This window comes from Amycolatopsis sp. lyj-23 (assembly GCF_046549135.1).
GTDB lineage: Bacteria > Actinomycetota > Actinomycetes > Mycobacteriales > Pseudonocardiaceae > Amycolatopsis.
Genome location: NZ_JAJPWN010000020.1, coordinates 121,257 through 144,795 on the forward strand (window position 1 = coordinate 121,257; position 23,539 = coordinate 144,795).

The 23,539-nt window shown below is 73.0% G+C and carries 24 protein-coding genes; 14 read left to right on the forward strand and 10 right to left on the reverse strand.

Annotation, left to right across the window (positions count from 1 at the left end; genetic code table 11):
- Window positions 1-2: 2 nt before the first annotated feature.
- Window positions 3-434, reverse strand: coding sequence for a MerR family transcriptional regulator (locus ACLJPY_RS40045; protein WP_410596169.1), 432 nt, complete (start codon window positions 432-434; stop codon window positions 3-5).
- 24 nt (window positions 435-458) lie between these two features.
- Between ACLJPY_RS40045 and ACLJPY_RS40050 the strand changes: the two genes are divergently transcribed.
- The 6 genes from ACLJPY_RS40050 (at window position 459) to ACLJPY_RS40075 (ending at window position 5,772) form a co-directional block, all read left to right on the forward strand.
- Window positions 459-1,847 (forward strand): MFS transporter, encoded by a 1,389-nt coding sequence (locus ACLJPY_RS40050; RefSeq protein ID WP_410596170.1) that lies wholly within the window; start codon window positions 459-461, stop codon window positions 1,845-1,847.
- 206 nt (window positions 1,848-2,053) lie between these two features.
- Entirely contained in the window at window positions 2,054-2,425 is a 372-nt protein-coding gene (locus tag ACLJPY_RS40055; protein WP_410596171.1) for a YciI family protein, read from the forward strand.
- 50 nt (window positions 2,426-2,475) lie between these two features.
- Window positions 2,476-3,300, forward strand: a complete 825-nt coding sequence (locus ACLJPY_RS40060; protein WP_410596301.1) for an NAD(P)H-binding protein — start codon at window positions 2,476-2,478, stop codon at window positions 3,298-3,300.
- Between the two features lie 4 nt (window positions 3,301-3,304).
- Window positions 3,305-4,039, forward strand: a complete 735-nt coding sequence (locus tag ACLJPY_RS40065; RefSeq protein WP_410596172.1) for a hypothetical protein — start codon at window positions 3,305-3,307, stop codon at window positions 4,037-4,039.
- A gap of 103 nt (window positions 4,040-4,142) precedes the next feature.
- Window positions 4,143-4,493: a YciI family protein gene (locus tag ACLJPY_RS40070; RefSeq protein ID WP_410596173.1), complete on the forward strand. Its 351-nt coding sequence runs from the start codon at window positions 4,143-4,145 to the stop codon at window positions 4,491-4,493.
- A 4-nt stretch (window positions 4,494-4,497) separates the two neighbouring features.
- A complete protein-coding gene (locus ACLJPY_RS40075; RefSeq protein ID WP_410596174.1) occupies window positions 4,498-5,772 on the forward strand; it encodes an RNA polymerase sigma factor in 1,275 nt (424 codons plus the stop codon).
- Between the two features lie 126 nt (window positions 5,773-5,898).
- Here ACLJPY_RS40075 and ACLJPY_RS40080 read toward each other — a convergent pair whose 3' ends face one another.
- Both ACLJPY_RS40080 and ACLJPY_RS40085 read right to left on the reverse strand, forming a co-directional pair.
- A complete protein-coding gene (locus ACLJPY_RS40080) occupies window positions 5,899-6,519 on the reverse strand; it encodes an enoyl-CoA hydratase/isomerase family protein (RefSeq protein WP_410596175.1) in 621 nt (206 codons plus the stop codon).
- A complete protein-coding gene (locus tag ACLJPY_RS40085; RefSeq protein ID WP_410596176.1) occupies window positions 6,516-7,109 on the reverse strand; it encodes a TetR/AcrR family transcriptional regulator in 594 nt (197 codons plus the stop codon). Before ACLJPY_RS40085 ends, ACLJPY_RS40080 begins: the two co-directional genes overlap by 4 nt.
- A gap of 53 nt (window positions 7,110-7,162) precedes the next feature.
- Between ACLJPY_RS40085 and ACLJPY_RS40090 the strand changes: the two genes are divergently transcribed.
- Window positions 7,163-7,516: an arsenate reductase family protein gene (locus ACLJPY_RS40090; RefSeq protein ID WP_410596177.1), complete on the forward strand. Its 354-nt coding sequence runs from the start codon at window positions 7,163-7,165 to the stop codon at window positions 7,514-7,516.
- On the opposite strand, the gene ACLJPY_RS40095 is transcribed toward ACLJPY_RS40090, so the two are convergent.
- Window positions 7,513-8,724, reverse strand: a complete 1,212-nt coding sequence (locus ACLJPY_RS40095) for a threonine synthase (RefSeq protein ID WP_410596178.1) — start codon at window positions 8,722-8,724, stop codon at window positions 7,513-7,515. The two genes, ACLJPY_RS40090 and ACLJPY_RS40095, sit on opposite strands and share 4 nt — an antisense overlap.
- 30 nt (window positions 8,725-8,754) lie before the next feature.
- Here ACLJPY_RS40095 and ACLJPY_RS40100 point away from each other — a divergent pair, with 30 nt between their 5' ends.
- Both ACLJPY_RS40100 and ACLJPY_RS40105 read left to right on the forward strand, forming a co-directional pair.
- Window positions 8,755-9,549 carry a DUF1295 domain-containing protein gene (locus ACLJPY_RS40100; RefSeq protein ID WP_410596179.1) on the forward strand — a complete coding sequence of 265 codons (795 nt, stop codon included), beginning with the start codon at window positions 8,755-8,757 and terminating at the stop codon, window positions 9,547-9,549.
- On the forward strand, window positions 9,546-10,358 hold the full coding sequence (locus ACLJPY_RS40105; protein WP_410596180.1) for a nitrilase-related carbon-nitrogen hydrolase: 813 nt from the start codon (window positions 9,546-9,548) through the stop codon (window positions 10,356-10,358). Before ACLJPY_RS40100 ends, ACLJPY_RS40105 begins: the two co-directional genes overlap by 4 nt.
- Before the next feature lie 16 nt (window positions 10,359-10,374).
- Here the strand turns inward: ACLJPY_RS40105 and ACLJPY_RS40110 are convergent, their stop codons facing one another.
- The 3 genes from ACLJPY_RS40110 to ACLJPY_RS40120 all read right to left on the reverse strand — a co-directional run bounded on the left by ACLJPY_RS40110 (window position 10,375) and on the right by ACLJPY_RS40120 (window position 13,359).
- The gene (locus tag ACLJPY_RS40110) at window positions 10,375-11,121 is read right to left on the reverse strand and encodes an SDR family NAD(P)-dependent oxidoreductase (RefSeq protein WP_410596181.1); all 747 of its coding nucleotides are present in this window, start codon (window positions 11,119-11,121) and stop codon (window positions 10,375-10,377) included.
- Between the two features lie 94 nt (window positions 11,122-11,215).
- A complete protein-coding gene (locus tag ACLJPY_RS40115; protein ID WP_410596182.1) occupies window positions 11,216-12,109 on the reverse strand; it encodes a LysR family transcriptional regulator in 894 nt (297 codons plus the stop codon).
- Window positions 12,109-13,359 carry a cytochrome P450 gene (locus ACLJPY_RS40120; RefSeq protein ID WP_410596183.1) on the reverse strand — a complete coding sequence of 417 codons (1,251 nt, stop codon included), beginning with the start codon at window positions 13,357-13,359 and terminating at the stop codon, window positions 12,109-12,111. The genes ACLJPY_RS40115 and ACLJPY_RS40120 overlap by 1 nt, the downstream gene beginning before the upstream one ends.
- A 46-nt stretch (window positions 13,360-13,405) precedes the next feature.
- Here ACLJPY_RS40120 and ACLJPY_RS40125 point away from each other — a divergent pair, with 46 nt between their 5' ends.
- Window positions 13,406-14,134, forward strand: a complete 729-nt coding sequence (locus tag ACLJPY_RS40125; protein WP_410596184.1) for an alpha/beta fold hydrolase — start codon at window positions 13,406-13,408, stop codon at window positions 14,132-14,134.
- Window positions 14,135-14,375: 241 nt separating this feature from the next.
- On the forward strand, window positions 14,376-17,621 hold the full coding sequence (locus ACLJPY_RS40130; protein WP_410596185.1) for a tetratricopeptide repeat protein: 3,246 nt from the start codon (window positions 14,376-14,378) through the stop codon (window positions 17,619-17,621).
- Between the two features lie 88 nt (window positions 17,622-17,709).
- Here the strand turns inward: ACLJPY_RS40130 and ACLJPY_RS40135 are convergent, their stop codons facing one another.
- Window positions 17,710-18,492: a methyltransferase gene (locus ACLJPY_RS40135; RefSeq protein WP_410596186.1), complete on the reverse strand. Its 783-nt coding sequence runs from the start codon at window positions 18,490-18,492 to the stop codon at window positions 17,710-17,712.
- A 28-nt stretch (window positions 18,493-18,520) separates the two neighbouring features.
- On the opposite strand from ACLJPY_RS40135, the gene ACLJPY_RS40140 reads away from it, so the two are divergent.
- The 3 genes from ACLJPY_RS40140 to ACLJPY_RS40150 all read left to right on the forward strand — a co-directional run bounded on the left by ACLJPY_RS40140 (window position 18,521) and on the right by ACLJPY_RS40150 (window position 22,654).
- Complete coding sequence (locus ACLJPY_RS40140) at window positions 18,521-19,984, forward strand: PLP-dependent aminotransferase family protein (RefSeq protein ID WP_410596187.1); 1,464 nt, start codon at window positions 18,521-18,523, stop codon at window positions 19,982-19,984.
- 467 nt (window positions 19,985-20,451) lie between these two features.
- Window positions 20,452-22,221 carry an MFS transporter gene (locus ACLJPY_RS40145; protein ID WP_410596188.1) on the forward strand — a complete coding sequence of 590 codons (1,770 nt, stop codon included), beginning with the start codon at window positions 20,452-20,454 and terminating at the stop codon, window positions 22,219-22,221.
- An 82-nt stretch (window positions 22,222-22,303) separates the two neighbouring features.
- Window positions 22,304-22,654 (forward strand): DUF6881 domain-containing protein, encoded by a 351-nt coding sequence (locus ACLJPY_RS40150; protein WP_410596189.1) that lies wholly within the window; start codon window positions 22,304-22,306, stop codon window positions 22,652-22,654.
- Here ACLJPY_RS40150 and ACLJPY_RS40155 read toward each other — a convergent pair.
- Window positions 22,572-23,231, reverse strand: coding sequence for a peptidylprolyl isomerase (locus tag ACLJPY_RS40155; protein ID WP_410596190.1), 660 nt, complete (start codon window positions 23,229-23,231; stop codon window positions 22,572-22,574). The two genes, ACLJPY_RS40150 and ACLJPY_RS40155, sit on opposite strands and share 83 nt — an antisense overlap.
- 25 nt (window positions 23,232-23,256) lie before the next feature.
- Window positions 23,257-23,514, reverse strand: a complete 258-nt coding sequence (locus tag ACLJPY_RS40160; protein ID WP_290059022.1) for a DUF2631 domain-containing protein — start codon at window positions 23,512-23,514, stop codon at window positions 23,257-23,259.
- Window positions 23,515-23,539 lie beyond the last annotated feature (25 nt).

The following is a 23,539-nucleotide window of genomic DNA, read 5'->3' on the forward strand; positions in this document are numbered from 1 at the left end:
GCTCAGCCCGGCTGGGCCGGCGCCCACAGGTTGTCGGCGTCGCCGGCTTCCAGGCGCCCCCGGTACACCCCGATCTTGCGGTCGATCAGCTTCAGGTTCTCCTGCAGTTCCGCCAGCTTCGCCAGCACGTCGGCGCGGTGCTCCTCCAGCAGCGCCAGGCGTTCCGGTTCGTTGCCGCGCCCGGCGGCGACCAGCTCGGCGTAGCGGCGGATCGTCTTGATCGGCATGCCGGTCGCGCGGAGCTTGGTGCAGATCTTGATCCACTCCAGGTCCAGCCGGCGGTACCGGCGGCGCCCGCCGGCGGTCCGGTCGACGTCCGTCACGACCAGACCGGCCCGTTCGTAGTAGCGCAGCGTGTGGGCGCTGACGCCGCTGCGGCGGGCCGCGTCCGCGATCGTCAGTCCCTCCGCGGGGATCGGGTTGACTTCGAGCACGCTCTAAATCCTAGCTTCGGACGCATGAACGTTCCCACCGCCGGCCGTCCGGGCCTCGTGCTCGCGATCTGCTGCGCCAGCATCGTCGTCGTGGTGATGGACATCTCCATCGTCACCGTCGCCCTGCCCTCGATCCGCCGTGACCTGGGCGCTTCCGTCGCCGGACTGCAATGGACCGTCGACGCCTACACGCTCGTGCTGGCCGCTTTCCTCGTGCTCGCCGGGTCGGCCGCCGACCGCTTCGGCCGTCGGCGCGTGTTCCGGTGGGGGCTCGCCGTCTTCGGGCTCGGGTCGCTGCTGTGCAGCCTGGCCCCGGGCGTCGGCTGGCTGATCGCGGCCCGCGCGCTGCAGGCCGCGGGCGGCACCATGCTCAACCCGGTCGCGATGGCCATCGTCGCCACCACCTTCCCGGAACCCGCCGCGCGGGCCCGCGCCATCGGCGTTTTCGGCTCGATGTCCGGCCTGGCCCTGGCGCTCGGGCCGATCCTCGGCGGCGCGCTCGTCGGCGCCTTCGGCTGGCGGGCCGTGTTCTGGGTCAACGTCCCGATCATCGCCGCCGCGCTCGTGGCCACCACGCTGTTCGTGCCCGAGTCGCGGGCGCCGCGGGCCCGCCGCTTCGACCCGGTCGGGCAGGGGCTGGTGCTGCTGGTGCTCGGCAGCGTCGTCTCCGCGCTCATCGAATCGCACCGGCTGGGCTGGACGTCCCCGTGGATGCTCGGCCTGCTCGCCGTCGCCGCGCTCGGCGTGCTCGGGATCCTCGCCTACGAGCCGCGTCGCACGGACCCGCTGCTCGAACTGCGCCTGTTCCGCAGCCTTTCCTTCAGCGGGGCGATCGTCATGGCGCTGTTCGCGCTGTGCGGGTTCGGCGCCTTCCTCTTCGTCACGACGCAGTACCTGCAGGACGTCCGCGGCATGACCCCGCTGACGGCGGGCCTGTGCCTGCTGCCGGTCGGCGTGCTCGTCCTGGTCCTGTCGCCGCGGACCGGGCGGTTCGTCGGGCGCCACGGGCCGCGGTGGCCGCTGGTCGTCGCCGGTGCCGCGCTCGCCGCCGGCGGCCTCGGTTCGGCGTTCCTCGGCCCGGCGACGCCGCTGCCCGTCGTGCTCGCGACCTTCCTGCTGTTCGGCGTGTTCCTCGGCGCGGTGAACCCGCCGATCACGAACACCGCCGTCTCCGGGATGCCGGGATCGATGGCCGGGGTGGCCGCGTCACTGGCGTCGGCCGGCCGGCAGACCGGCACGACGCTGGGGGTCGCGCTTTCGAGCGCGGGACACGGTGTGTGGTGGCTGGTCGCCGGGCTCGGCGCCGCCCTCGTCGCGCTGGCGCTGCTCAGCACCGGACGCCGGGCGGCCGCGACGGCTCGCCGGGCGGCGGTGCTGATCGACGAGCTCAGCCTCCCGCGACCGACGGGATGATGCACCTCGTCAGGAGCACATCGCGCCCCGCAGGACGCACGTCGACCACCCCTTCTCGTGGTGATACAGGTCACAGGTAGTCTGCCGGAAAAATCTCCCCGGAGAAATGTCGAACGCCGCATGCGGCCGATCGACGCGGGGGTGAAGGCCGGTCACCGCGTCCGGGAACGCACCGGACCCCGGCCGAGACACCAGGGAGCAGACCCATGCGTTTCCTCATGATGCACCGCGTCGACGAGCACGACCCGCAGTCGTGGAACCCGAGCCAGGAGTTCATCGAGAAGATGGGCGGGTTCATCCAGGAGGCGGCGGAGAAGGGCATCCTGATCACGGCGGAGGGCGTCCACCCGACCGAGAAGGGCGCGCTGGTCCGCAAGGCCCGCGGCGCCGCCGTCCGCGTGACCGACGGGCCGTTCGCCGAGGCCAAGGAGGTCATCGGCGGGTTCGCGCTGATCAACGCGGCGGACCGGGCGGAGGCCGTCGCGTTCGCCGAGCGGTACGTCGAGCTCTTCGACCAGGACATCGAGGTGGAGGTCCGGCAGGTCGTCGAGTTCGAGGACCTGCCGGCGCAGGACTGAGGCCGGCCGGTGGCGCTAGGCTGGGCCGGGACGACTCTGGGGGGTTGGCCATGTTCCTGGTCACCGGCGCCACCGGCAACGTCGGCGCGGAAGTGACGGCGGCGCTCGCCGCGGCGGGCGCACCGGTCCGGGCGCTGGTGCGCCGGCCGGACGTCGTGGTGCCGGAGGGGGCCGAAGCCGTCGTCGGCGATCTCGACGACCCGGGCAGCCTGACCGACGCGCTGAAGGGCGTCGAAGGCGTGTTCCTGTTGTCCGGCTACGAGAACATGCCGGGCACGCTGGCGAAGGCGCGCGAGGCCGGCGTGCGGCGGATCGTGTTGCTGTCCGGCGGGTCGGCGGCGCTGGCCGACCTCGGCAACGCCGTCTCGCGCTACCTGACGCTGTCCGAGCGCGCGGTGCGGGAGTCGGGCCTGGACTGGACGTTCCTGCGGCCGCGCGCGTTCATGTCGAACGCCCTGCGCTGGCTGCCGCAGCTGCGCACGGGCGACACCGTCCGCGTCCAGTTCCCGGACGTCCCGGTGGCGTGCGTCGACCCGGCCGACATCGCGGCGGTGGCGGCCCTCGCACTGGCGGGTGGGCACGAAGGGCTCGTCCACGACCTGACCGGACCGGTCGCGGTGCGGCCGGTCGAGCAGGTGGCGGCGCTGGCCTCGGTGCTCGGGCGGGACCTGCGGGTCGTCGCGCTGTCGGACGACGAGACGCGGGTGGAGCTCGAGGCCGGGATGCCGCGCGAGTACGTCGAGGCGTTCTGGAGCTTCTACGTCGACGGGACGTTGGACGAAGCGACGGTGTACCCGACGGTGTCCGAAGTGACCGGCCGGCCGGCGCGGACGTTCGAGGAGTGGGCCGAGGCGCACGCGGACGCTTTCCGGTGACGTCGTGAAGGGGCGCCGGCGGTGGCTGGGCGCCGCGGTGAGCGTGGTCGCGCTGCTGGCGGCCGCGACCCACCTGATCTGGCCCGGCTTGAAGATCGACGCCATCACGGTGCTGCTCTTCGTCGTGGCCCTGGTGCCCTGGCTCGGCGAGCTGCTGGAGAGCATCGAGCTGCCGGGCGGCTGGAAGGTCAAGTACCGGGACCTGCAGCAGCGCCAGGACGCGCTCGAGCGCACGACCGAGGAAGCGAGCAGCACCGCCCAGGCCGCGCTGGGCGCCGCGCGGGGTGAGGACCTCCCGCCGACGATGGAGACGGTCCGGCTCTTCGCACAGGAGTACCGGCGGCTGCGCAAGGCACCGCGGCAGCCGGAGCGCACCGCGGAGCTGGACCAGCTGTTCGGCGCGATGGTGACCGTGCTCCCGCGCGTGCCGGGCTTCGACCCGGTGCAGGCGTTCGGCGACGACGACGGCGGGATGCGCCTCGCCGGGTACGCCGCGCTGTACGGACGGCCGGATCCGGCGTTGCTCGAGGAGACCGTGCGGGCGCTCGGCCGGGAGGCCACCGCCTTCATCCAGTACTGGGCGATCCGGACCGTGGCCGCGCTGCTCGAACGCGCGGATCCGGACGCCGTGCCCGAAGGGGTGTTCGACGTCCTGCAGGAGCTGCTCGTCCGGTTGCCGCAGGGCACTTCCCGGCGTGAACAGCTCGGCCGGCTGCTCGACGCGCGCCGCTACGGCTGATCGCCCCTGGGGCGCGTGCGGAGTTTTCTGCGATGGTGTGTCCAAGCGGCCGGCCGCCGTTCGTAGTGGTGGCGTACGGCAACCGAGCCACCGGAGGAATCCCGTGAAGTACCTGATGCTGATCAACGCCAGCTTGACCGCCGAAGGCGAGGCCGTCGGCGGCTGCACGCCGGAAGGCTGGCAGCTGTTCTACAAGGAGATCCAGGAAGCGGGCGTCTACCTGTACGGCAGCCCGCTGGCCGACTTCACCACGGGCGCGACCGTCCGGGTCGACGAGCGCGGCGAACGGCTCGTCACCGACGGCCCGTTCGCCGAATCCCGGGAGGTGCTCGGCGGCTACTTCGTCGTCGACGTGCCGGACCTCGACGTCGCGCTCGACTGGGCGGCGCGCTGCCCGGGGTCCCGTGACGGCGGGTCCATCGTGGTGCGGCCGCTCGCCGACTACGAGGGCTGACGCCGTGGCGGGCCGGGCAGGCGCGTCCGCCGGGGATCCCCGGCTGAGTCTCGAGGCGGTGTTCCGGGAGGAGCGCGGGCTGCTGCTCGCCGCGCTCGTCCGGCGGTTCGGCGACCTCGACCTGGCCGAGGAGGTGACGTCCGAGGCGATCGAGGCGGCGCTGGTGCGCTGGCCCGCGGAGGGCGTGCCGCCGAAGCCGGGCGCCTGGCTGATGACGACGGCCCGGCGCAAGGCGGTCGACCGGCTGCGCCGCGATCAGGCCTACGCGGCCCGGCTCGCGGTGCTGCAGGTCGAGGCCGAGCGCGCGGCGCCGGCGCCGGAGTCCGACGGCGGCCTGCCCGACGAGCGGCTCCAGCTGTTCTTCACGTGCGCCCACCCGGCCCTGCCTGCCGAGGACCGCGTGGCGCTGACGTTGCGCTGCCTGGCCGGGCTGACGACACCGGAGGTGGCGCGGGCGTTCCTGGTGCCGAGCGCGACGATGGGCAAGCGGATCGTGCGCGCGAAGCACCGCATCCGCACGCTCCGCATCCCGTTCCGGGTGCCGGACGCCGCCGAGCTGCCCGGACGGCTGCCGGGCGTGCTCCAGGTCGTGTATTCGATCTTCACCGAGGGGTACGCGGCGAGCGCGGGCCCGGACCTGCAGCGGCTCGACCTGGCGGAGGAGGCGATCCGGCTGGGTCGCATCCTCCGCCGGCTGCTGCCGGCGGAGCGGGAGGTGGCGGGCCTGCTGGCGTTGCTGCTCCTGATCCACGCGCGCCGCGACGCCCGCACGGGCCCGGACGGCGCACTGGTGCTCCTCGACGACCAGGACCGCACGCGCTGGGACCGGGCGATGGTCGAGGAGGGGGCGGCGCTGGTGGAGGTCGCGCTGACCGGCGGGCCACCGGGGCTCTACGGCGTCCAGGCGGCGATCGCGGCGCTGCACGACGAGGCGCCCGACGTGGCGGGCACGGACTGGCCGCAGATCGTGGCGCTGTACGACGTGCTGCGCGGGTTGGCCCCCTCGCCGGTGGTGGAGCTGAACCGGGCGGTGGCGGTGGCGATGCGCGACGGCCCGGAGGCGGGGCTGGTGCTGCTGGACGCACTGGCGGACGAGCCGAGGTTGCGCGGGTACGGCCCGTTCGCGGCGGCGCGCGGCGAGCTGCTGAGCCGGTCGGGCCGTGCGGCGGAGGCGGCTGAGGCTTACCGGGAGGCGCTGGAGCTGGCGGGGACCGAGCCGGAGCGGGGGTACCTGCGCGGGCGGTTGGCGGAGGTGACGCGGTCGGGTGAACAGCGCTGACGGCGGCCTTGCGCGGGAATCGTTGCCGCGCAAGGCTTTCCGCCGTCCGGCCGCAGCCATCTCGCTGTGCCGGCCACCCGGAACTGTCGGTGGTCCCCGGTAAGCTGGAACCCGGGGGCCGGAGGCCTAAGCCGCCCGCAACGCCGCCACCGCCGCCGCGAACATCGTTCCCTTGATCGCCCCCAGCGTGCCGCGGTCCTTCCCCGCCAGCGCGTGCACCCGTTCGCTCGCCACCTTCACCACCTCGCCCTCGGCCGCGACGTCGTCCACCAGCCCGATGTCCGCCGCCTCGGTACCGCCGAACCGCCGTCCCGTCGTCATCGACGCCACGGCCGCCGACGGGGTCAGCTTCGCCTGGATCAACGCCGCCATCCCCGGCGTGAACGGGATGTTGATGTCCGCCTCCGGGAAGCAGAAGTACCCCCGGTCGGCGCGCATCACGCGGAAGTCGTGCGCCATCGCCAGCATCGCGCCCGCGCCGAAGGCGTGCCCGTTGATCGCCGCGATCGTCGGGACCGGCAGCGTCAGCACGCGCGCGAGCAGTTCCTGCACGTCGGCCACGTACGCCGAGGCCTGGTCGCCGTGGGCGGTCAGCCATTCGAGGTCGAGGCCGTTCGAGTAGAACTTGCCGCCGCCGGTGGTCACCAGCGCGCCCTCGACACCGTCCAAAAAGGAGTGCACGCGCTGCAGCCAGTCCGGGGAAAACCGGTTTTCGTCGTCACCCAGGTCCAGCACGGATACGGTCACGGTCGGTCCTTTTCTCGAGGGGGCACGGTCAGCACGGCCCGCACCGCGGCGGCCAGCCTGTCCCGCACCAGCGGATCGGTGATGTCACGGCGGAAGAACGCGGTCGGCAGGTCGACGACGCACGTGGTGATCACCTCGACCGCCAGGCCGTCGCCGCGGTCCCACAGCTGCCGGGCGAGCCGGACGAGCAGCGCGACCAGGCGCTTGTCCACCGCGTGCAGCGCGTCCGCCAGCTCGTCGGGCAGGTCGGGCCCGAACAGCCGGTCGCCACGGACCGCGAGCAGCATCCGCGCGCCGTCGGGACGCACGGAGGCGAACACCGCGGGCGTGTCCGCCGCCGCGACGACGGCCTCCACCGGCGAAGGGGCCTGGTCCACCAGCGAGGTCTGGAGATCGAGGAACGCCGTCGCCGCGCGCAGCCAGACCCGGGCCAGCAGCGCGCTGAGTGACCCGAACGCGTGGTAGATCGTCCCGTTCGGGACGCCCGCGGCCGCGGCCAGGCCACGGACCGTCACCTCCGTCGAGGAGGCGACGAGCCGCTCGGCGACGTCGAGGAGCGCGTCGAGGTCGTGGACGCGGGGGCGGGGCATGCCGCGACCGTAACAGAGCACGTGCTCCAAAACCAGGGCGGTAAGCTGCCGCCGTGGAGATCTGGGTCAACCCGGCGTGCTCGAAGTGCCGGTCCGCGGTGTCGATGCTGGACGAGGCGGGCGCGGAGTACACCGTGCGCCGCTACCTCGAGGACCCGCCGACGGCGGCGGAGCTCGAAGCGGTCCTCGAGCGCCTCGGCCTCGAGCCGTGGGACATCGCGCGCACCGCCGAGCCGGTCGCGAAGGAGCTCGGCCTCAAGGCGTGGGGCCGCACGCCGCAGGACCGGCCGAAGTGGATCGAGGCGCTCGCTGAGCACCCGAAGCTGATCCAGCGGCCGATCATCACGGCCGACGACGGCACGGCGGTCGTCGCCCGCGACCCCGAAACGGTGCGGTCGGTCCTCTAGGGGATCGCGTCGGTCGTCGAGAGCAGCGGGACGTCCAAGGGCACTGTTTCCGGGTACTTGATCCCGGCGCCGGTGTTGAGCACGACGACGTCCTCGTCGCCTCCGAGCCACCCCGACTCGCGAAGGTGCCGTAACGCGGCGAAGCACGCTCCGCCTTCCGGACAGACGAACGTCCCCTCGTAGGACGTCAGTTCCCGTTGCGCGGCCAGGAGTTCCTCGTCGGTGACGGCGACGGCGGTGCCGCCGGTCGCGTACACGGCGTCGAGCACGAGGAAGTCGCCCAGCGCCTTGGGCACGGTGATGCCGAAGGCGACGGTCCGGGCGTCCGGGAACGGCGTGCTTTCCCGGTCGCCGCGCGAAAACGCCGTGACGATCGGCGCGCACCCGGTGGCCTGGACGGCGACGAGCCGGGGCAGCGGCCCGGAAACCCAGCCCAGCTCCTGCATTTCCCGCAGCGCCTTGTGGATCCCGATGATGCCGACGCCGCCGCCGGTCGGGTAGAGGATGACGTCGGGCAGCCGCCAGCCGAACTGCTCGGCGAGCTCGTACCCCATCGTCTTCTTGCCCTCGATGCGGTACGGCTCCTTCAGCGTCGAGACGTCCTGCACCCCGGGACGCCGCCCGGCCGCGGCGGCGATCAGCTTGCCGGCGTCCCCGATGAGACCGTCCACCCGGTACAGCTCGGCGCCGGCCGCGACGCACTCGCGCATGGTGATCGCCGGGGCGTCGCCGGGCATGGCGACCAGGCTCGACAGCCCCGCGCGCGCCGCGTACAACGCCCACGCCGCGCCCGCGTTGCCGTTCGTCGGCATCGCGATCCCGCGCACGCCCAGTTCCGCGGCCCGCGAGACGCCGACCGCCGCGCCGCGCGCCTTGAACGTGCCGGTGGGAACCAGGCCTTCGTCCTTCATCCACAGGCGTGAAAGCCCCAGCTCGCGGCCGTAGCGCGGCAGCCGCAGCACCGGCGTCATGCCCTCGCCGAGGCTGACGACGTGCTCGGCCGACCGCACCGGCAGCACCTCGTGGTAGCGCCACAGCGTCGGTTCCCGCCCGGCGATCTCCTTCGGCGTCACGGCTTCGCGGACGCCGTCGAGGTCGTACCGCGCGAGCAGCGGCGCGCCCGCGGGGGAGAGGCCCTGGCGCACGTCGGCGTCCAGGTGTTCGCCGGTCCGGGAGCACTCGAGGTGGCTGAGGAAGGAGTACGGCACGGCGCCGATCCTAGGTCCTAAAGTGGGCCCATGGACGCGCTGCGGGTGTGCCTGTACGTCTTCGCCGGGGTGACGCTCGGCACCTGGCTGGTCTCCGTGCTGACCAGGGAGTACTCCTGGGTCGACCGGATCTGGTCGATCGTGCCGGTGGCCTACGCGGGGATCTTCGCCGGCGCCGCCGGGTTCGCCGACCCGCGGCTCGACGTGGTGTTCGCCCTGGTCGCGCTGTGGGGCGTCCGGCTGACGTTCAACTTCGCCCGGAAGGGTGGTTACGCACCCGGCGGCGAGGACTACCGGTGGGCGGTGCTGCGCGAGCGGATGGCGCCGTGGCAGTTCCAGCTGTTCAACTTCTTCTTCATCTCGCTGTACCAGAACGTGATCCTGCTGCTGATCACGCTGCCGGCGTTGACGGCGCTGGAGAACCGGGGCTCGTTCGGCGTCGCGGACGTGGTCGTCGCGGTGGTGTTCGCCGCCTTCCTGGTGGGGGAGACGGTCGCCGACCAGCAGCAGTGGGAGTTCCACCGTGAGAAGCACGCCGGTCGCGCCTCGACGCGGTTCCTCCAGAGCGGGCTGTTCCGCTACTCGCGGCACCCGAACTTCTTCTTCGAGCAGGCGCAGTGGTGGGCGGTCGCCGCGTTCGGCGTGGTCGCCGGCGGTCTGCAGTGGACGGTCGCCGGCGCGGTGCTGCTCACGCTGCTGTTCGTCGGCTCGACGCGGTTCACCGAGAGCATCACGAAGTCCCGGTACCCGGAGTACGCGGACTACCAGCGGCGGACGTCGGCGGTGGTCCCGTGGTGGCCGCGACGCGAACCGGTGCGCGGGTGACGACCGTCGCCGCGCTCCAGATCGCCACGGGCGTCCCACTCGAGCGGATCCTGGCGTTCGAGGACGAGCTCCGGGGCGCCGCCCTGGTGGTGCTGCCGGAGGCGGTCCTCGGCGGCTACCCGGGCCGGACGCCGTTCGTCGAGTACTTCCACGCGGCCGTGACCGTGCCCGGCCCCGAGGTCACCGAGCTGGCCGGGCTCGCGGCGCGGACGGGCGCGAGCCTGGTCGCCGGCGTCATCGAGCGCGACGGCTCGACGCTGTACAGCACGGCGGTGTTCCTCGATCCCGGCCACGGCCTGGTGGCCAAGCACCGCAAGCTGGTGCCGACCGCGCGGGAGCGCGTGTTCTGGGGCCGCGGCGACGGTTCGACGCTCCCGGTGGTGCCGACGGCGGCGGGCCGCGCGGCCGCGGCGATCTGCTGGGAGAACCACATGCCCCTGCTGCGCGCGGCGATGTACGCGAAGGGCGTGGAAATCTGGTGTGCCCCAACGGCGGACGACCGTGACGTCTGGCAGGCGTCGATGCGCCACATCGCCGACGAAGGCCGGTGCTTCGTGGTTTCGGCGTGCCCGTACGAGACAGGGGGCGACGACCCGTTCCGCGGAGGCAGCGTGATCATCGGCCCCACCGGAGACGTCCTGGCGGGTCCGCTGCGGGACGGCGAAGGGCTCATCACGGCGGAGATCGACCTCGACGAGATCGTCGCGGCCCGCAAGAGCCTCGATGTCTCGGGCCATTACGCGCGGCCGGACGTTTTCTCGCTCACGGTCGACGAGCGGCCCCGGGACGGCGTCACTTTCCTCCGGTGACGCCGTCCGCCCGCGCTCACACCGCCAGCCGGCCGCCGTCCACCGGGAGGACCGCGCCCTGGACGAAGCTCGCGTCGCCCGCCGCCAGGAACGCGATCGCCGCCGCGATCTCTTCCGGGGCTGCCACCCGGCCCGCCGGGCCCGCCGCCGCCAGTTCGTCCAGGTCCTCGCCGAACACCGAGGTGCCTTCCGTGCGGGTCGGGCCCGGGCTCACCGCGTTGACCCGGACGCCCGACGGCCCGTACTCCGCCGCCCACGCCTTCGTCAGCAGCTCGACCGCCGCCTTCGACGAGCCGTAGAGCGCCATGCCCGCCATGCCGCGGGCCGCGACCAGCGTCGACACGTTGACGATCGCGCCGTGGCCGCGGGCCGCCATCTCCGGCGCCAACGCGGCGACGAGGAAGAACGGCACCTTCACGTTGGTCGTGAAGACGGCGTCGAAGTCCGCTTCCGCGAACTCCGCGGTCGGCCCGGTCGGGAAGATCCCGGCGTTGTTCACCAGCACGTCGATCGGCCCGCCCAGCTCCCGCGCCCGGTCCGCGAGGGCGCGCGCCGAAGCGGCGTCGGTCAGGTCCGCCGCGACGAAGTCGGCTTTGCCGCCCGCCGCGCGGATCTTCGCGACGGCTTCGGCGCCGCGCCCGGCGTCCCGGCCGGACAGCACCACGTGCGCGCCCAGCCCGGCCAGCGCGACCGCCGTCGCGCGGCCGATGCCGCTCGTCCCGCCGGTCACCAGCGCCGTCGACCCGGACAGTTCTGCAGTCATCGCTCAGCTCCTCCGCAACCCCGGGGGTTTTCCCCGGTCGAAGGGTTCAAGCGAGACCGCCGCCGGAGACTTCCGGCTGAGCGTTCGGCCCTCCTTATACCTCCGATCCGTTCCGCCGATGGTCTTCCAGCGCCGCCACGAACTCGGCGACGTCCCGCCGGTGCGACGTCGCCGGCCACACGGCCCAGGTCCGCCGGACGATCGGGTTCCCGGCCAGCGGCACCCACCGGACGGTGTCGGGCAGCGGGTACGGCCACCGCGGCGGCGCGAAGGCGTACGCCCCGCCCGCACTGACCGCCGGGATCTTGAGCTCGACGATCAGCCGCTGTTCCTCCGGCACCTCCGGGCCGACGTCGAGGCCGTGGCTGCGCAGGATCGCCGCCAGCTCGTCGTACCAGGCCGGGCTGCCCGCACGGGGGAAGGCGAACCACTCCAGCCCGGCCAGGTCCTCCAGCCGGACCGGCGAGCCGAGCTTCTCCGCCAGCTCCGTGGCCAGCAGGACGCCGACGTCCTCGGTCACCACGAGCGCCGCGTCCAGATCCGGCCCCGGCGGGCGCTCGCGCACCAGCCCGACGTCCAGCTCGCCGGCCCGCAGCGCGGCCACCTGCGCCACCGACGAGAGGTGGCGCGCCTGCACCCGCGTGTCCGGCAGCCGCGCGAGCGCCGACGGCAGCAGGTCGGGTGGCAGTTCCAAGGGGACGCCGACGCGCAGCACGCCGCCGCCGTCCGCGGTGTGCCGGGCCATCGCGGCGAGCGCCTGGTCGTGGCGCGCCAGCACCGCCCGGGCCTCACTGAGCAGCGTCGTCCCGGCCTCGGTGACCTGCACGCCGGTGCTGGTGCGCACCAGGAGCCGGACGCCGAGCCGGCGTTCGAGCGCGGTGATCGTCTGCGACAGCGCGGGCTGGCTCAGGTGCAGCTGCCGGGCCGCCTTGGACATCGCGCCCGCCTCGACGACCGCGACGAACGCGCGCAGCTCGCGGATCTCCATCAGCGGGCCCACCTGATCGGCAGCGACTTGAGGCCGTTCTGGAAGTTCGACCGCAGCCGCACCGGCTCGCCGGCGAGTTCGGCGAAGCCGAGCAGGTCGAGCACCGCGTCGAACATCGCCCGCAGTTGCACCCGGGCCAGGTGCGCGCCGAGGCAGAAGTGCGGGCCGTGGCCGAAGGTCAGGTGGTCGTTCGGCGTCCGCCCGATGTCGAAGGTGTCCGGTGCGGGGAACACCGACGGGTCCCGGTTGGCCGACGAGAACCAGACCACCACCTTGTCCCCGGCGCGGATGTCCACATCGGACAGTCGGACGTCCGCGACCGCCGTGCGCCGGAAGTGCGTGACCGGCGTCCACCAGCGCAACATCTCCTCGACCGCCGACGGCAGCAGCGACCGGTCGGCCAGCAGCCGCCGGTATTCCGCGGGGTGGGAGAGCAGGGCGAGCATCCCGCCCGGCAGGCCGTTGCGCAGGGTTTCGTTGCCCGCCACGGAAAACAACCAGAAGAGGTTCTCGAACTCGGCGAGCGAGACGCGGCCGCCGTCGTCGCGGACGTGCTGCATCAGGTTGCTCATCACGTCTTCGCCCGGGTGCCCGCGCTTGTGTTCGCCGAGCGCGTTCGCGTACGCGTAGAGGTCCGGCATGCCCGCGCGCGTCCGCGGATCCGGCATCGACCCGTCCGGCCCCGGCGACGGGCGGACGGCGAGCGCGGCCCGGGCGAGCCCGGTCACCTCGGAGTCGGAAACCGTAGAGCTCACCGCGTATTCGGCGTCCTGGTAGCCGATCACCCGGTTGCTCCAGTCGTACATCAGCCGCCGGTCCTGTTCAGGCACGCCGAACACGCCGGCCAGGGTCAGCAGCGGCAGGTCGGCGGCCACCTGCGCGAAGTCGCACTCGCCGCGATCGGCGACGGCGAGAACGAGCTCCCGCGCCCAGCTCTCGATCTGCGAACTCAGCTTCGCGATCGCGCGCGGGGTGAACGCCTTCGTGAGCAGCCCGCGCAGCCGCCCGTGCTCCGGCGGGTCCATGTTCAGCATCATCCGGCGCACGTAGGCGAGGTCGGCCGCGTCGCGGATCTGGGTTCCGCCGAGCTGCGAAGAGAACACCGCGGGGTCGCGCAGCACCCGCCGCACCTCGGCGTGGCCGAGCACCGCCCAGAAGTCGTCGACGCGCACCACCGGGCCGGCGCGCCGCAGCCGCGCCAGCTCGTCGTACGGGACTCCTCGCACGTAGGTGTCCGGATCGGTGATCACGAACCGACCCTAGCCGCGGCCACCGACAGTTTGGGAGGCTGCGCGGATGGACACGCTCAACATGCGCATCGGCGGCAAGGGCGAACCGGCCGTCCTCCTCCTGCACGGCCTCGGCGCGACCGGCGCCGTCTGGAACCACTTCGCCGTGCAGCTCGAGCGGCGCGTTCTGGTGCCGGACCTGCCCGGCCACGGCCCGTCCGCACCCCTGCCGCACTACAGCTTCGCCACGCTCGCCGAAGCGGTCGCGCGGGCGTTGCCGGACGGCGGGCCGCTCGTCGTGGCCGGGCATTCGCTCGGCGGGGTGCTCGCGCTCGAACTGGCGTCCGGCCGCTACGGCGTCGAGGTCGCGGGCGTGCTGGCCCTCGGGGTGAAGGTCGAGTGGAGCCAGGACGACCTCAACCGCGCGGCGTCGTTCGCCGCCCGGCCGCCGCGGGTGTTCGAGACGCGGGCCGACGCCGAGCAGGCGTACCTGAAGGTGTCCGGGCTGCTCGGGATCGCGCCGACCGACCCGGCCGGGCTTCGCGAGACCGAGGGAGGTTGGCGCCTCGCGATGGACCCGGCCGCGTTCGGCCTCGGCGCGCCGGACATGCCGGCCCTGCTGGCCGGGGCGCGCTGTCCGGTCGTGCTCGTCGCGGGGGAGGACGACCCGATGAGCCGTCCGGAGCAGCTGCGGGCGCTCGACCCCGACGCCGTCACGCTGCCCGGGCTCGGGCACAACGCCCACGTCGAGGACCCGGCCGCCGTGCGGGCCCTGCTCAAGCGCTTCGGCGTCTGAGGGCCCGGGTGCAGCCGTCGTACCCCATGCGACGGCTGCGCCTCGGACCCCTCGTCACCACCGGACGCCAGAAAGCCTAGGAAAGCGCGGTGGACGAGCGCCTGTACTGCTGTTCCGCGCCGGTGTCACCGTCCGTACCTGCGCAAACGGTTATCTTGGCCGATCGGTGGTACATCTCGGGCGGCACGATCGTGATGCTGGAGAGGTACGTTCCGCTCGGGGGACGCAGGAGAGGACGCCTGTGGACGAAGGTCCGTCGTTCGCCGGATGGCTGCGGGACCGGCGGGTGCTCGCCGGCCTCACCCAGGCCCAGCTCGCCGAGCGTGCGGGACTGAGCCTGCGCGCGGTGCGCAATGCCGAGCTAGGCAGCGTCCGCCGCCCCCGGCCGGAGACGGCACGCAGGCTGCGGGACGCGCTCGCCGAAGCCCCGCCGGAACCGGTGCGGATCGGCGTGCTGGGACCCCTGACGGTGACGCGGGGCACCGAACCGGTGGAGATCGGCGCGGAGAAACAACGCCTGCTGCTCGCCATGCTGGCCCTGCAGCCGAACCGCACGGTCCGGCGCGAGGACCTCGTCGACGCCATCTGGGACGAGCCGCCGCCGTCCTGCCTCGACCTGCTCCACACCTACGTCGCGCGGCTGCGGCGAGCGCTGCGTCCGGCCGGCCTCATCGCCACGGACAAGGGCGGCTACCGGCTCGCCGCCGGGGAGGACGAACTCGACCTGCTGCGCTTCGAGGCCCTGCTCGCGCGGAACGCCCCGAAGGAGGCCCTCGGACTCTGGCGCGGCCCGGCGCTCGCCGACGTCGAACGGCTGCGCCAGCACCCGGCCCGGCTCGCGCTGGCGATGCGGCGGGCCAAGGCCGTGCTGGCCTACGCCGAGGTCGCCGACCCCGAGGACGCCGCGGTGCAGCTGCGGGTGCTGACCGCGGAGGAGCCGCTGAACGAGTCCGCGCACGCGAAGCTGGTGCTGGTGCTCGCGGCGTCCGGGCGCCAGGCCGCCGCGCTGGACGTGTTCGGCGAAGTGCGGCGGCGGCTCGCCGACGAACTCGGCCTGGAACCCGGCCCCGAGCTGCGGGCCGCCCAGCGGCAGGTGCTGCGGCAGGAGTTCGCCGCGCCGGAGCCGCCGGCTCGGGTGCCGGCGCAGCTGCCCGCCGACGTCCCCGGCTTCCGCGGCCGCGCCGCCCAGCTGGCCGAGCTGGACGCGCTGCTGCACCGAGAGGAAGGCGAAACCGGCGCGCGCATCGCCGTCCTCTCCGGTACCGGCGGGGTCGGCAAGACCGCGCTCGCGGTCCACTGGGCGCAGCGCTCGCCGGGGGAGTTCCCCGACGGTCAGCTGTACCTCGACCTGCACGGGTACGGCACGGTCCGGCCGGTGGACCCGGGCGACGCGCTGTCGGGGTTCCTGCGTGCGCTCGGCGTCCCCGGGGCGGACATCCCCGCCGAGCCGGACGAACGCGCCGCGAAGTTCCGCACCGCGCTCACCGGGCGGCGGATGCTGCTGGTGCTGGACAACGCGAACGCGGTCGGGCAGGTCCGGCCGCTGCTGCCCGGCTCGCCGACGTGCCTGGTGCTGGTGACCAGCCGGGACGCGCTGCCGGGGCTGGTCGCCCGGCACGGCGCCCGGCGGGTGCTCGTCGACCTGCTCACCGAGGCCGAAGCCCGCGACCTGCTCCGGGCGCTGCTCGGCCCGCGCGTCGACGCCGAGCCCGAGGCCGCCGCGGCCCTGATCGGGTACGCGGCCCGGCTGCCGCTGGCCCTGCGCCTGGTCGCCGAGCTGCCGCTGAGCCGGGAGGGCGAGCGCCTCGCCGCCCTGGCCGCCGAGCTGGCCGACGAACGGCGGCGGCTCGACCTGCTGGACGGCGGCGGCGACCCGCTCACCGCCGTCCGCGCGGTGTTCTCGTGGTCCTACCGCAACCTCGCGCCCGACGCCGCCCGCCTCTTCCGGCTCTGCGGCCTGCACCCCGGCCGCGACCTGACGCCGCCCGCGCTGGCCGCCCTCGCCGGCGTCGGCCTGGCCGAGGCCGAACGGCTGGCCGGCGCCCTGGTTCGCGCCCACCTCGCGCAGCAGACCGGCGACGACCGCGTCCAGCTGCACGACCTCCTGCGCGTCTACGCCGCCGAGCTCGCGGCCGGGGATCCCGGCGAAAGCCGTGAGGCGCAGCGGCGGTTGTTCGACTTCTACGTCTCCTCGGCCGGCCAGGCCATGGACGTCGTGCTGCCCCACGAACGGCACCTGCGGCCGCGCGTGCCGGACCCCGACGTCAAGGTGCTCGACGCGCAGGCGTGGCTGGAGGCCGAGCGCCGCAACCTCCTGGCGGTCGCCGCGCACGCGACGCGCCACGGCTGGCCGGAGCAGCTGCGGCTGCTGTCCGGGATCCTGTGGCACTACCTCGACGTCGGCGGCTACCACGAGGAAGCGCTGGTGCTGCACACGCACGCGTCGGCGCTGGCCCACCACAGCGGCGACCGGGTGGCCGAGGCCGAGCCGCTGATCCTGATCGCGGTGGGCCACTGGCGGGTCGGCCGGTCGCCGGAAGCGCTGCGGTACCTGGAGGAGGCGCTCGTCCTCGCCCGGGAGACCGGCGACTGGCGCACCGAAATCCACGCCGTCAACACCCTGGGCCTGATCTGCCGGGCGCTCGGCCGGTTCGCCGAGGGGATCGGGTACTCGACGGAAGCGCTCGCGCTGGCCAGGAAGACCGGCGACCGCACCAGCGAGGGCCTGGTCCTGGTGGTGCTGGGCTGTTCCTGCCGCGGCATCGGCCGGTACGGCGAAGCGATCGCGTACCTCGAAGAGGCGCTCGCCTTGGCGCGCGAGATCGCCGACCGCACGAGCGAGGGCTACGCGCTGGTCAACCTGGGCGATGTGCTGTCGGCGCTGGGCCGGCACGACGAAGCGGCCGAGCTCCTGGACGAGGGGCTGGCGCACCTGCGTGCGATGGGTGTCCGGGTGAGCGAGGGGTACGCCCTGGGCATCCTCGGCGACGTCGAACACGCCCGCGGCCGGTACGCCGAAGCCGCGGCGCACCTGGAGCGGGCGCTGGAAATCGCGCAGGAGACGGGCAGCCCGCCGAACCGCAGCGTCGCGCTGAAGCACCTCGGCGACGTGCGGCTGGCGCAGGGGCGGCACGCGGAAGCGGCCCAGCACCTCGAAGAGGCGCTGAGCCTGGCCCGCGAAGGCGGTGACCGCGGCGTGGAATCCCGCGTGCTCAACAGTCTCGGGTTCCTTTCCGCCGCGCGCGGCGCCGCCTCGGACGCCCTCCGCTACCACCGCGAAGCCTTGGCCGTGGCGAAGGAAACGGGCTGCCGTCCCGAGCAGGGCCGGGCGCACTGCGGGCTCGGTGAAGTCCACAGTGGACTCGGCGACGCGGAGGCGGCGCGCTTGCACTGGGAGCGCGCGCTGGCCTGTTACGCCGGGGAGTGCGTGCCCGGCGCCATCCGGGTCGAGAACCACCTGCGGGCCTTGGAGCGCGTCGCGGGCTGATCGGGCTCGTGGGCGGCGAGGTCGGCTTCGAGCCGTTCGAGGTCCCGGTCGACGACGTCGGAGCTGCCGGCGAGCCGCGGCCGGGGCCTCACGGCCTGTTCCCGGTCGCCTTGAAGAACGTGTAGTGGAAGGTGCCGTCTTCGCGCGTGGTCCGGTGCAGGTCGGCGACGCCCTGCTCCCAGCGGTCCCGCGTGCTCAGTCCGCGGGCGACCGCGGTTTCGCCGACGCCTGCGACCATGGCGGTGAAGGTGTCGCGGGTGAAGCCGGCGACCAGGCCGGGGCGCGAGGCGTCGGCGTAGACGGTCCGCGGTTCGACGGTGACGTCGCCGAACCCGGCCCCGGCCAGCAGCGGGTACAGGCGCCGTCCGATGAGCGCGTCGCCGCCGGCGTCGGCCTGGACGCGGACGAGGCCGTCGATCGCGGCCTGGGCGTGCTCGCTGCGCGGGTGGAAGAACGCCGAGCCGTGGTCGCCCTCGATCACGGTGATCGTGCCGCCCGGGCGCAGCAGCGTCTTCAGGTGGGTCAGGGCCTTTTCCGGCTCCGGCAGGTGTTCCAGCACGAAGCAGACGAAGACGTGGTCGTACTCGCCGTCGAGGTCGAACAGGTCGGCTTGCCGGAAGCCGGCGCCGCGCACCCGTTCCCGTGCCTGGGCAAGGGACGCGGCGGAGACGTCGACCGCGGTCAGGTGCGCGCCCGGGCTGCGGGCCGCGAGGTGGACGGTCTGGGCGCCGACGCCGCAGCCGGCCTCCAGCACGCGGCTGCCGGCGGGGTAGGCCGTCCCGGCGTGCAGGAGGTCGGCGAGGGTGTCGGCCTGGTCGCCGAGGCGGCGGGCTTCGGGTGCGGTGTAGCCGTGCACGTAAGCGGTGTCCATGAGCCCAGCGTGCTGCGACAATGGTCCGATGGACAGAGCCAAAACCCCGGCACCGGAGGGGTCCATAGGGTCGGATTTCCTCCAGCTGGACGTCCGCGAGGCGCCCCCGGGCGGCCTCGCGGACTGGCTCGCCGGGCAGGTGCGCGCGGCGGTCGCCGACGGCAGGCTCGCGGTCGGCGCCCGGTTGCCCGCGTCCCGGGTGCTGGCCGCCGAGCTGCGCGTGTCGCGGGGCGTGGTGACCGAGGCCTACCAGCGGCTGATCGACGACGGCCACGCCGCGGGCCGCGGCCGCGCGGGGACGGTCATCGTCGCCGCGCCCGTGCTGCCGCCGTCCCCTGTGCCGTCCCCGGGACGGCTGGTCTCGAAGGTGATCACGCCGTTGCCCGGCGCGGAAGTCTTCGACGCGGTTCGCGCAGCGCCCGCGCGGATCGACTTCACTCCCGGCGTCCCGGACCTGACGGCGTTCCCGCGGGCGGCGTGGCTGCGAGCCGAGCGGGCGGTGCTGGACGAGCTGGAGCCGTCCCACTTCGGCTACGGCGACCCGCGCGGCGCGCCGTCGATGCGGCTGGCGGTGTCGCGCTGGCTGGCGCGCAACCGCGGGATCCGCGCCGACCCGGGCGAGATCATCGTGGTGTCCGGGGTGGCGCAGGCGCTGACGTTGCTGGGGCAGGTGCTGCGGCAGCACGGCGTTTCCGCGGTGGCGGTCGAGGACCCGGGTTCGCTGGGTGCGCGCCAGCACCTGCACCACAGCGGCCTGGCGACCCCGCCGGTCCCGGTCGACGACGACGGCGTGCAGGTGGCGGCGTTGGACGCACCGGCGGTGCTGCTGACCCCGGCCCACCAGTTCCCGACGGGCGTGGTCCTGGGCGGCTCGCGACGCCGTGACCTGCTGCGCTGGGCGGCGGCCGGTGGCATCGTGCTAGAGGACGACTACGACGCCGAGCACCGCTACGACCGGGCGCCGGTGCCCGCGGTCCGGTCGATGCTGCCGGAGGTGTGCTACATGGGCAGCGTGTCGAAGCTGCTGGCACCGGCGCTGCGCGTGGGCTGGCTGCTGGCGCCGCCGCGGTTCTTCGCCGACCTGGTGGCCGCGAAGCGGTTCGCGGACCTGGGGAACGCGGTGCTGGCGCAGCTGGTGCTGGCCCGGCTGATGGAGACGGGCGAGCTGGAGCGGCAGCTGCGGGTGGTGCGGGGACGGCACCGCCGCCGCCGCGACGCGATGATCCGGGCGCTGTCGGCCTCGCTGCCGTCGGCGGTGGTCCACGGCGCCGCGGCTGGGCTGCACCTGACGGTGACGTTCGAGCCACCGGTGGACGACATCGCGGTGGCGGCGGCCGCGTTGGCGGAGGGGGTGAAGGTCCAGCCGCTGTCCTGGCACCGCCAACGCCCGGGGCGGCCGGGGTTGGTGCTCGGGTATGCGGCCCGGACGGCGACGGAGATCGCGGAGGGGGTGGGGGTGCTCGGGCGCCTGGTCGGGGCCTCGCCGTCCTGATGCGGGCTTCGCCGTCCTGACTGGGGCCTTAACGTCCTGACTGGTGCTTTGCCGTCCTGACTGGGGCCTTGCCGTCGTGACTAGGGCCTCGCCGCCCTGACCGGTGCCTTGCCGTCCTGACCGTGGCCTTTGCCGCCCTGATCAGGGGCCTCGCCGTGAGGGGGACCCCCGGTTTCAACGTTACCGGAGGGCACCGACAGTTCCGGGACGACGAACCGGAGTTGTCCACAGCCCAGGTTCGCGGGCGCAAGTTGTGGACAACTTGCCGCCACGCACCTGGCACCGCAGGTCACGAACCCCGCCGGCCCTCCGAAGCGGACCGGTTCCCAGCCGTCCGGTAAAGCGTCCTCAAAGGACAGTCAAGCGGCTGTGATCATGCTCTCCCACGCATTTCCCGCTGTTGGTTGCCATACGCAAGCAAGTTGCTTAGCCTAGCTAAGGGACTTTGCGAGCAGAGAGGTTGCACAGTGGCGGAACGCCGGACGTATTCGATCGCGGAACTGGGGCCGCGGTACAAGTGGATCGCGCTGTCCAACACGACGCTGGGCATGCTGATCGCCACGATCAACTCCTCGATCGTGCTGATCGCGCTGCCCGACATCTTCAAGGGCATCGGCATCAACCCCCTGGAACCGGCCAACACGAGCTACCTGCTGTGGATGATCATGGGCTTCCTCGTGGTCACCGCGGTGCTGGTGGTGAGCTTCGGCAGGCTCGGCGACATGTACGGCCGCGCGAGGATGTACAACCTCGGCTTCGCCGTCTTCACGGTTTCTTCCATCATGCTGGCCGTCACGTGGTTCGACGGCGACGCGGCCGCGTTGTGGCTGATCGGCTGGCGGATCGTGCAGGGCGTCGGCGGCGCCTTCCTGATGGCCAACTCCTCGGCCATCCTCACCGACGCCTTCCCGGCCAACCAGCGCGGCCTCGCGCTCGGCATGAACGGCGTCGCGGCCATCGCCGGTTCGTTCCTCGGCCTGGTCGTGGGCGGCGTGCTCGCGCCGGTCGACTGGAACCTGATCTTCCTCGTCTCCGTGCCGTTCGGCGTGATCGGCACGGTCTGGGCCTACCTCAAGCTGCACGACACCGGCGTCCGCAAGCACGCGCGGATGGACTGGTGGGGCAACATCACCTTCGCCGTCGGCCTGATCGCGGTGCTGATCGGCATCACCTACGGCATCCAGCCCTACGGCTCGTCGCCGACCGGCTGGGGCAGCCCGTTCGTGCTCACCTGCCTGATCGGCGGGCTCGCGGTGCTGATCGCGTTCGTGATCATCGAGTCGAAGGTCGACAACCCGCTGTTCCGGCTTTCGCTGTTCAAGATCCGGTCGTTCACCTGGGGCAACGTCGCCAACCTGACGGCGTCCCTCGGCCGCGGCGGGCTGCAGTTCATCCTGATCATCTGGCTGCAGGGCATCTGGCTGCCCCAGCACGGCTACACGTTCGAGCAGACGCCGCTGTGGGCCGGCATCTACATGCTGCCGATGACGGTGGGCTTCCTGCTGGCCGCGCCGACGTCGGGCATCCTCGCCGACCGGATCGGCAGCCGCCTGCTCGCCTCGAGCGGCCTGTTCATCACGGCCGTGACGTTCCTGCTGCTGATCATCCTGCCGGTGAACTTCGACTACTGGGCGTTCGCCGCGATCCTGCTGGTCAACGGCATCGGCATGGGCATGTTCTCCTCGCCCAACCGCGCCGAGGTGATGAACAGCCTGCCGGCGGACGCGCGCGGTTCGGGCGCGGGCATGATGACGACGTTCCAGAACGCGGCGATGGTGCTGTCGATCGGCTTCTTCTTCAGCCTGATCATCTCCGGCCTGTCGAGCAGCCTCCCGTCGACGATGCACGACGGCCTGGTCGCCCACGGCGTCCCCGAGGCGGCGGCGGCCCAGGTGGCGAACCTCCCGGCGGTGGCGGTGCTGTTCGCGGCGTTCCTGGGCTACAACCCGATCCAGCAGCTCCTGGGCGGCCAGCTGTCGTCCCTGCCGCCGGACCAGGCGTCGTTCCTGACCGGGCGCAGCTTCTTCCCGAACCTGATCTCGGGCCCGTTCCAGTCGGGCTTGGCGGTGGCGTTCGGCTTCGCGATCGTGGTGTGCCTGATCGGCGCGGTGGCGTCCCTGCTGACGAAGGACTCGCGGCCGTCGGACCGCGAGTCGGTGGGCGAGGAGCTGGCCGCGGTGGCCGGGGAATCGGGTGGCGGACCGAGCGAGTTGGTTTCGCCGTCCAGCGAGCGCTGACGCTGGTTTCGAGAAGCCGGGTGCCGGGTGGCACCCGGCTTTTCCTGTCGGGATCCGTACCCCGGTCCCTTATCGTTCCTCCGTGACCACCTACGTGAAGGTGCGCTGGCACCACGACTTCGCCGACGAGCCGGTCGAGCTGTTCAGCGAACTCGGCGAAGACCGTTACGAGGTGCGCAAGGTGGACGTCTACCGCGATGGCCGCACCGAGTGGGCCGACGCGGGCCGGGAAACGGACGCGATCGGCTTGGGGCAGGTGCCGTTCCCGCCGCTCGCCGAGATCAGCGCTCAGCCGGAGTTCCACGCGGAGGAGATCACCGCCGCGGAATTCGAAGGTGCCTGGCTGCGTGCTACCAGCCGAGCGTGGCGCGCTGGATCTTCACCGGGTGCGCCGGGGCTCCGTCCAACGGCCCGTTCGGATCGGTCGGGATGATCCCGTCCGCCACCATCCGGTCGATGGCCGGCATCCCGCGGATCACCCGCCCCAGCACCGAATAGTTCGCCGGGATGTGCGCGAACGAATGCACGATGAAGAACTCCGACCCGTTCGTCCCCGGGCCCTGGTTCCCCATCGCGATCGTCCCGCGCGGGTACGTCTCGGCGCCCGAAACCTCGTCCGGGAACTTGTACCCCGGTCCGCCCTTTTCGACCTCGTAGATGTCCCCGCACTGCAGGACGCCGAGGCGAGCCGAGTCGGACAGGCGCCAGCACTGCGAATGGTCGTAGAACCGCTGCAGAACCAGCGAGACCATGTTGTGCACCGCACAGGGCGCCGCCCCGGCGCGGTCCAGCCGGACCGTCACCGGCCCGTAGTTGAAGCGGAACGTCACGTCGACGGTGCCGCGCGTCGAGGCGAACGGCAGCGGACGCACCACCGGCCGCGCGGCGGGGTTCGAAGGCGTCGGCGTGAACGTGCAGTGAACCAGCGGCACCGACGCCGAAGCCGGCGTCGGAGCCATCAGCAACGTACCCAGCACACCGGCAAGAGCAAGTCCCCAGCGCAGCTTCATGCCGGGGACGTTAGCGAAAAACCGGCTACTTGCGCCAGGCCGTGCGCTGCTTGCGGATGTCCAGCACGAGCAGCAGGATCAGGAACAGCGACAGCCCGACGAGCCACACGTTCTCGGTGTTGTTCTCGTGGTTGCCCTTGATCATCACCAGCAGGATGATCGCGCTGAGCCAGCCGGCGATCCGGGTGGCCTTCGGGAACGAGCCGTGCCAGCCCCAGGCCGCGGACGGCTCGTCGCGCGGGTCGACCTCGGGCCGCCTCTTCTCGACCGCCTTGCCTGCCACGATGAACTCCTCAAACCCCGTGAAC

Bases quoted from the DNA above. Each gene is read 5' to 3' on its own strand.
- ACLJPY_RS40050 (WP_410596170.1), top strand. From the start codon at position 459: ATGAACGTTCCCACCGCCGGCCGTCCGGGCCTCGTGCTCGCGATCTGC.
- ACLJPY_RS40055 (WP_410596171.1), top strand. From the start codon at position 2,054: ATGCGTTTCCTCATGATGCACCGCGTCGACGAGCACGACCCGCAGTCG.
- ACLJPY_RS40060 (WP_410596301.1), top strand. From the start codon at position 2,476: ATGTTCCTGGTCACCGGCGCCACCGGCAACGTCGGCGCGGAAGTGACG.
- ACLJPY_RS40085 (WP_410596176.1), bottom strand. From the start codon at position 7,109: ATGCCCCGCCCCCGCGTCCACGACCTCGACGCGCTCCTCGACGTCGCC.
- ACLJPY_RS40100 (WP_410596179.1), top strand. From the start codon at position 8,755: ATGGACGCGCTGCGGGTGTGCCTGTACGTCTTCGCCGGGGTGACGCTC.
- ACLJPY_RS40110 (WP_410596181.1), bottom strand. From the start codon at position 11,121: ATGACTGCAGAACTGTCCGGGTCGACGGCGCTGGTGACCGGCGGGACG.
- ACLJPY_RS40115 (WP_410596182.1), bottom strand. From the start codon at position 12,109: ATGGAGATCCGCGAGCTGCGCGCGTTCGTCGCGGTCGTCGAGGCGGGC.
- ACLJPY_RS40125 (WP_410596184.1), top strand. From the start codon at position 13,406: ATGGACACGCTCAACATGCGCATCGGCGGCAAGGGCGAACCGGCCGTC.
- ACLJPY_RS40135 (WP_410596186.1), bottom strand. From the start codon at position 18,492: ATGGACACCGCTTACGTGCACGGCTACACCGCACCCGAAGCCCGCCGC.
- ACLJPY_RS40140 (WP_410596187.1), top strand. From the start codon at position 18,521: ATGGACAGAGCCAAAACCCCGGCACCGGAGGGGTCCATAGGGTCGGAT.
- ACLJPY_RS40155 (WP_410596190.1), bottom strand. From the start codon at position 23,231: ATGAAGCTGCGCTGGGGACTTGCTCTTGCCGGTGTGCTGGGTACGTTG.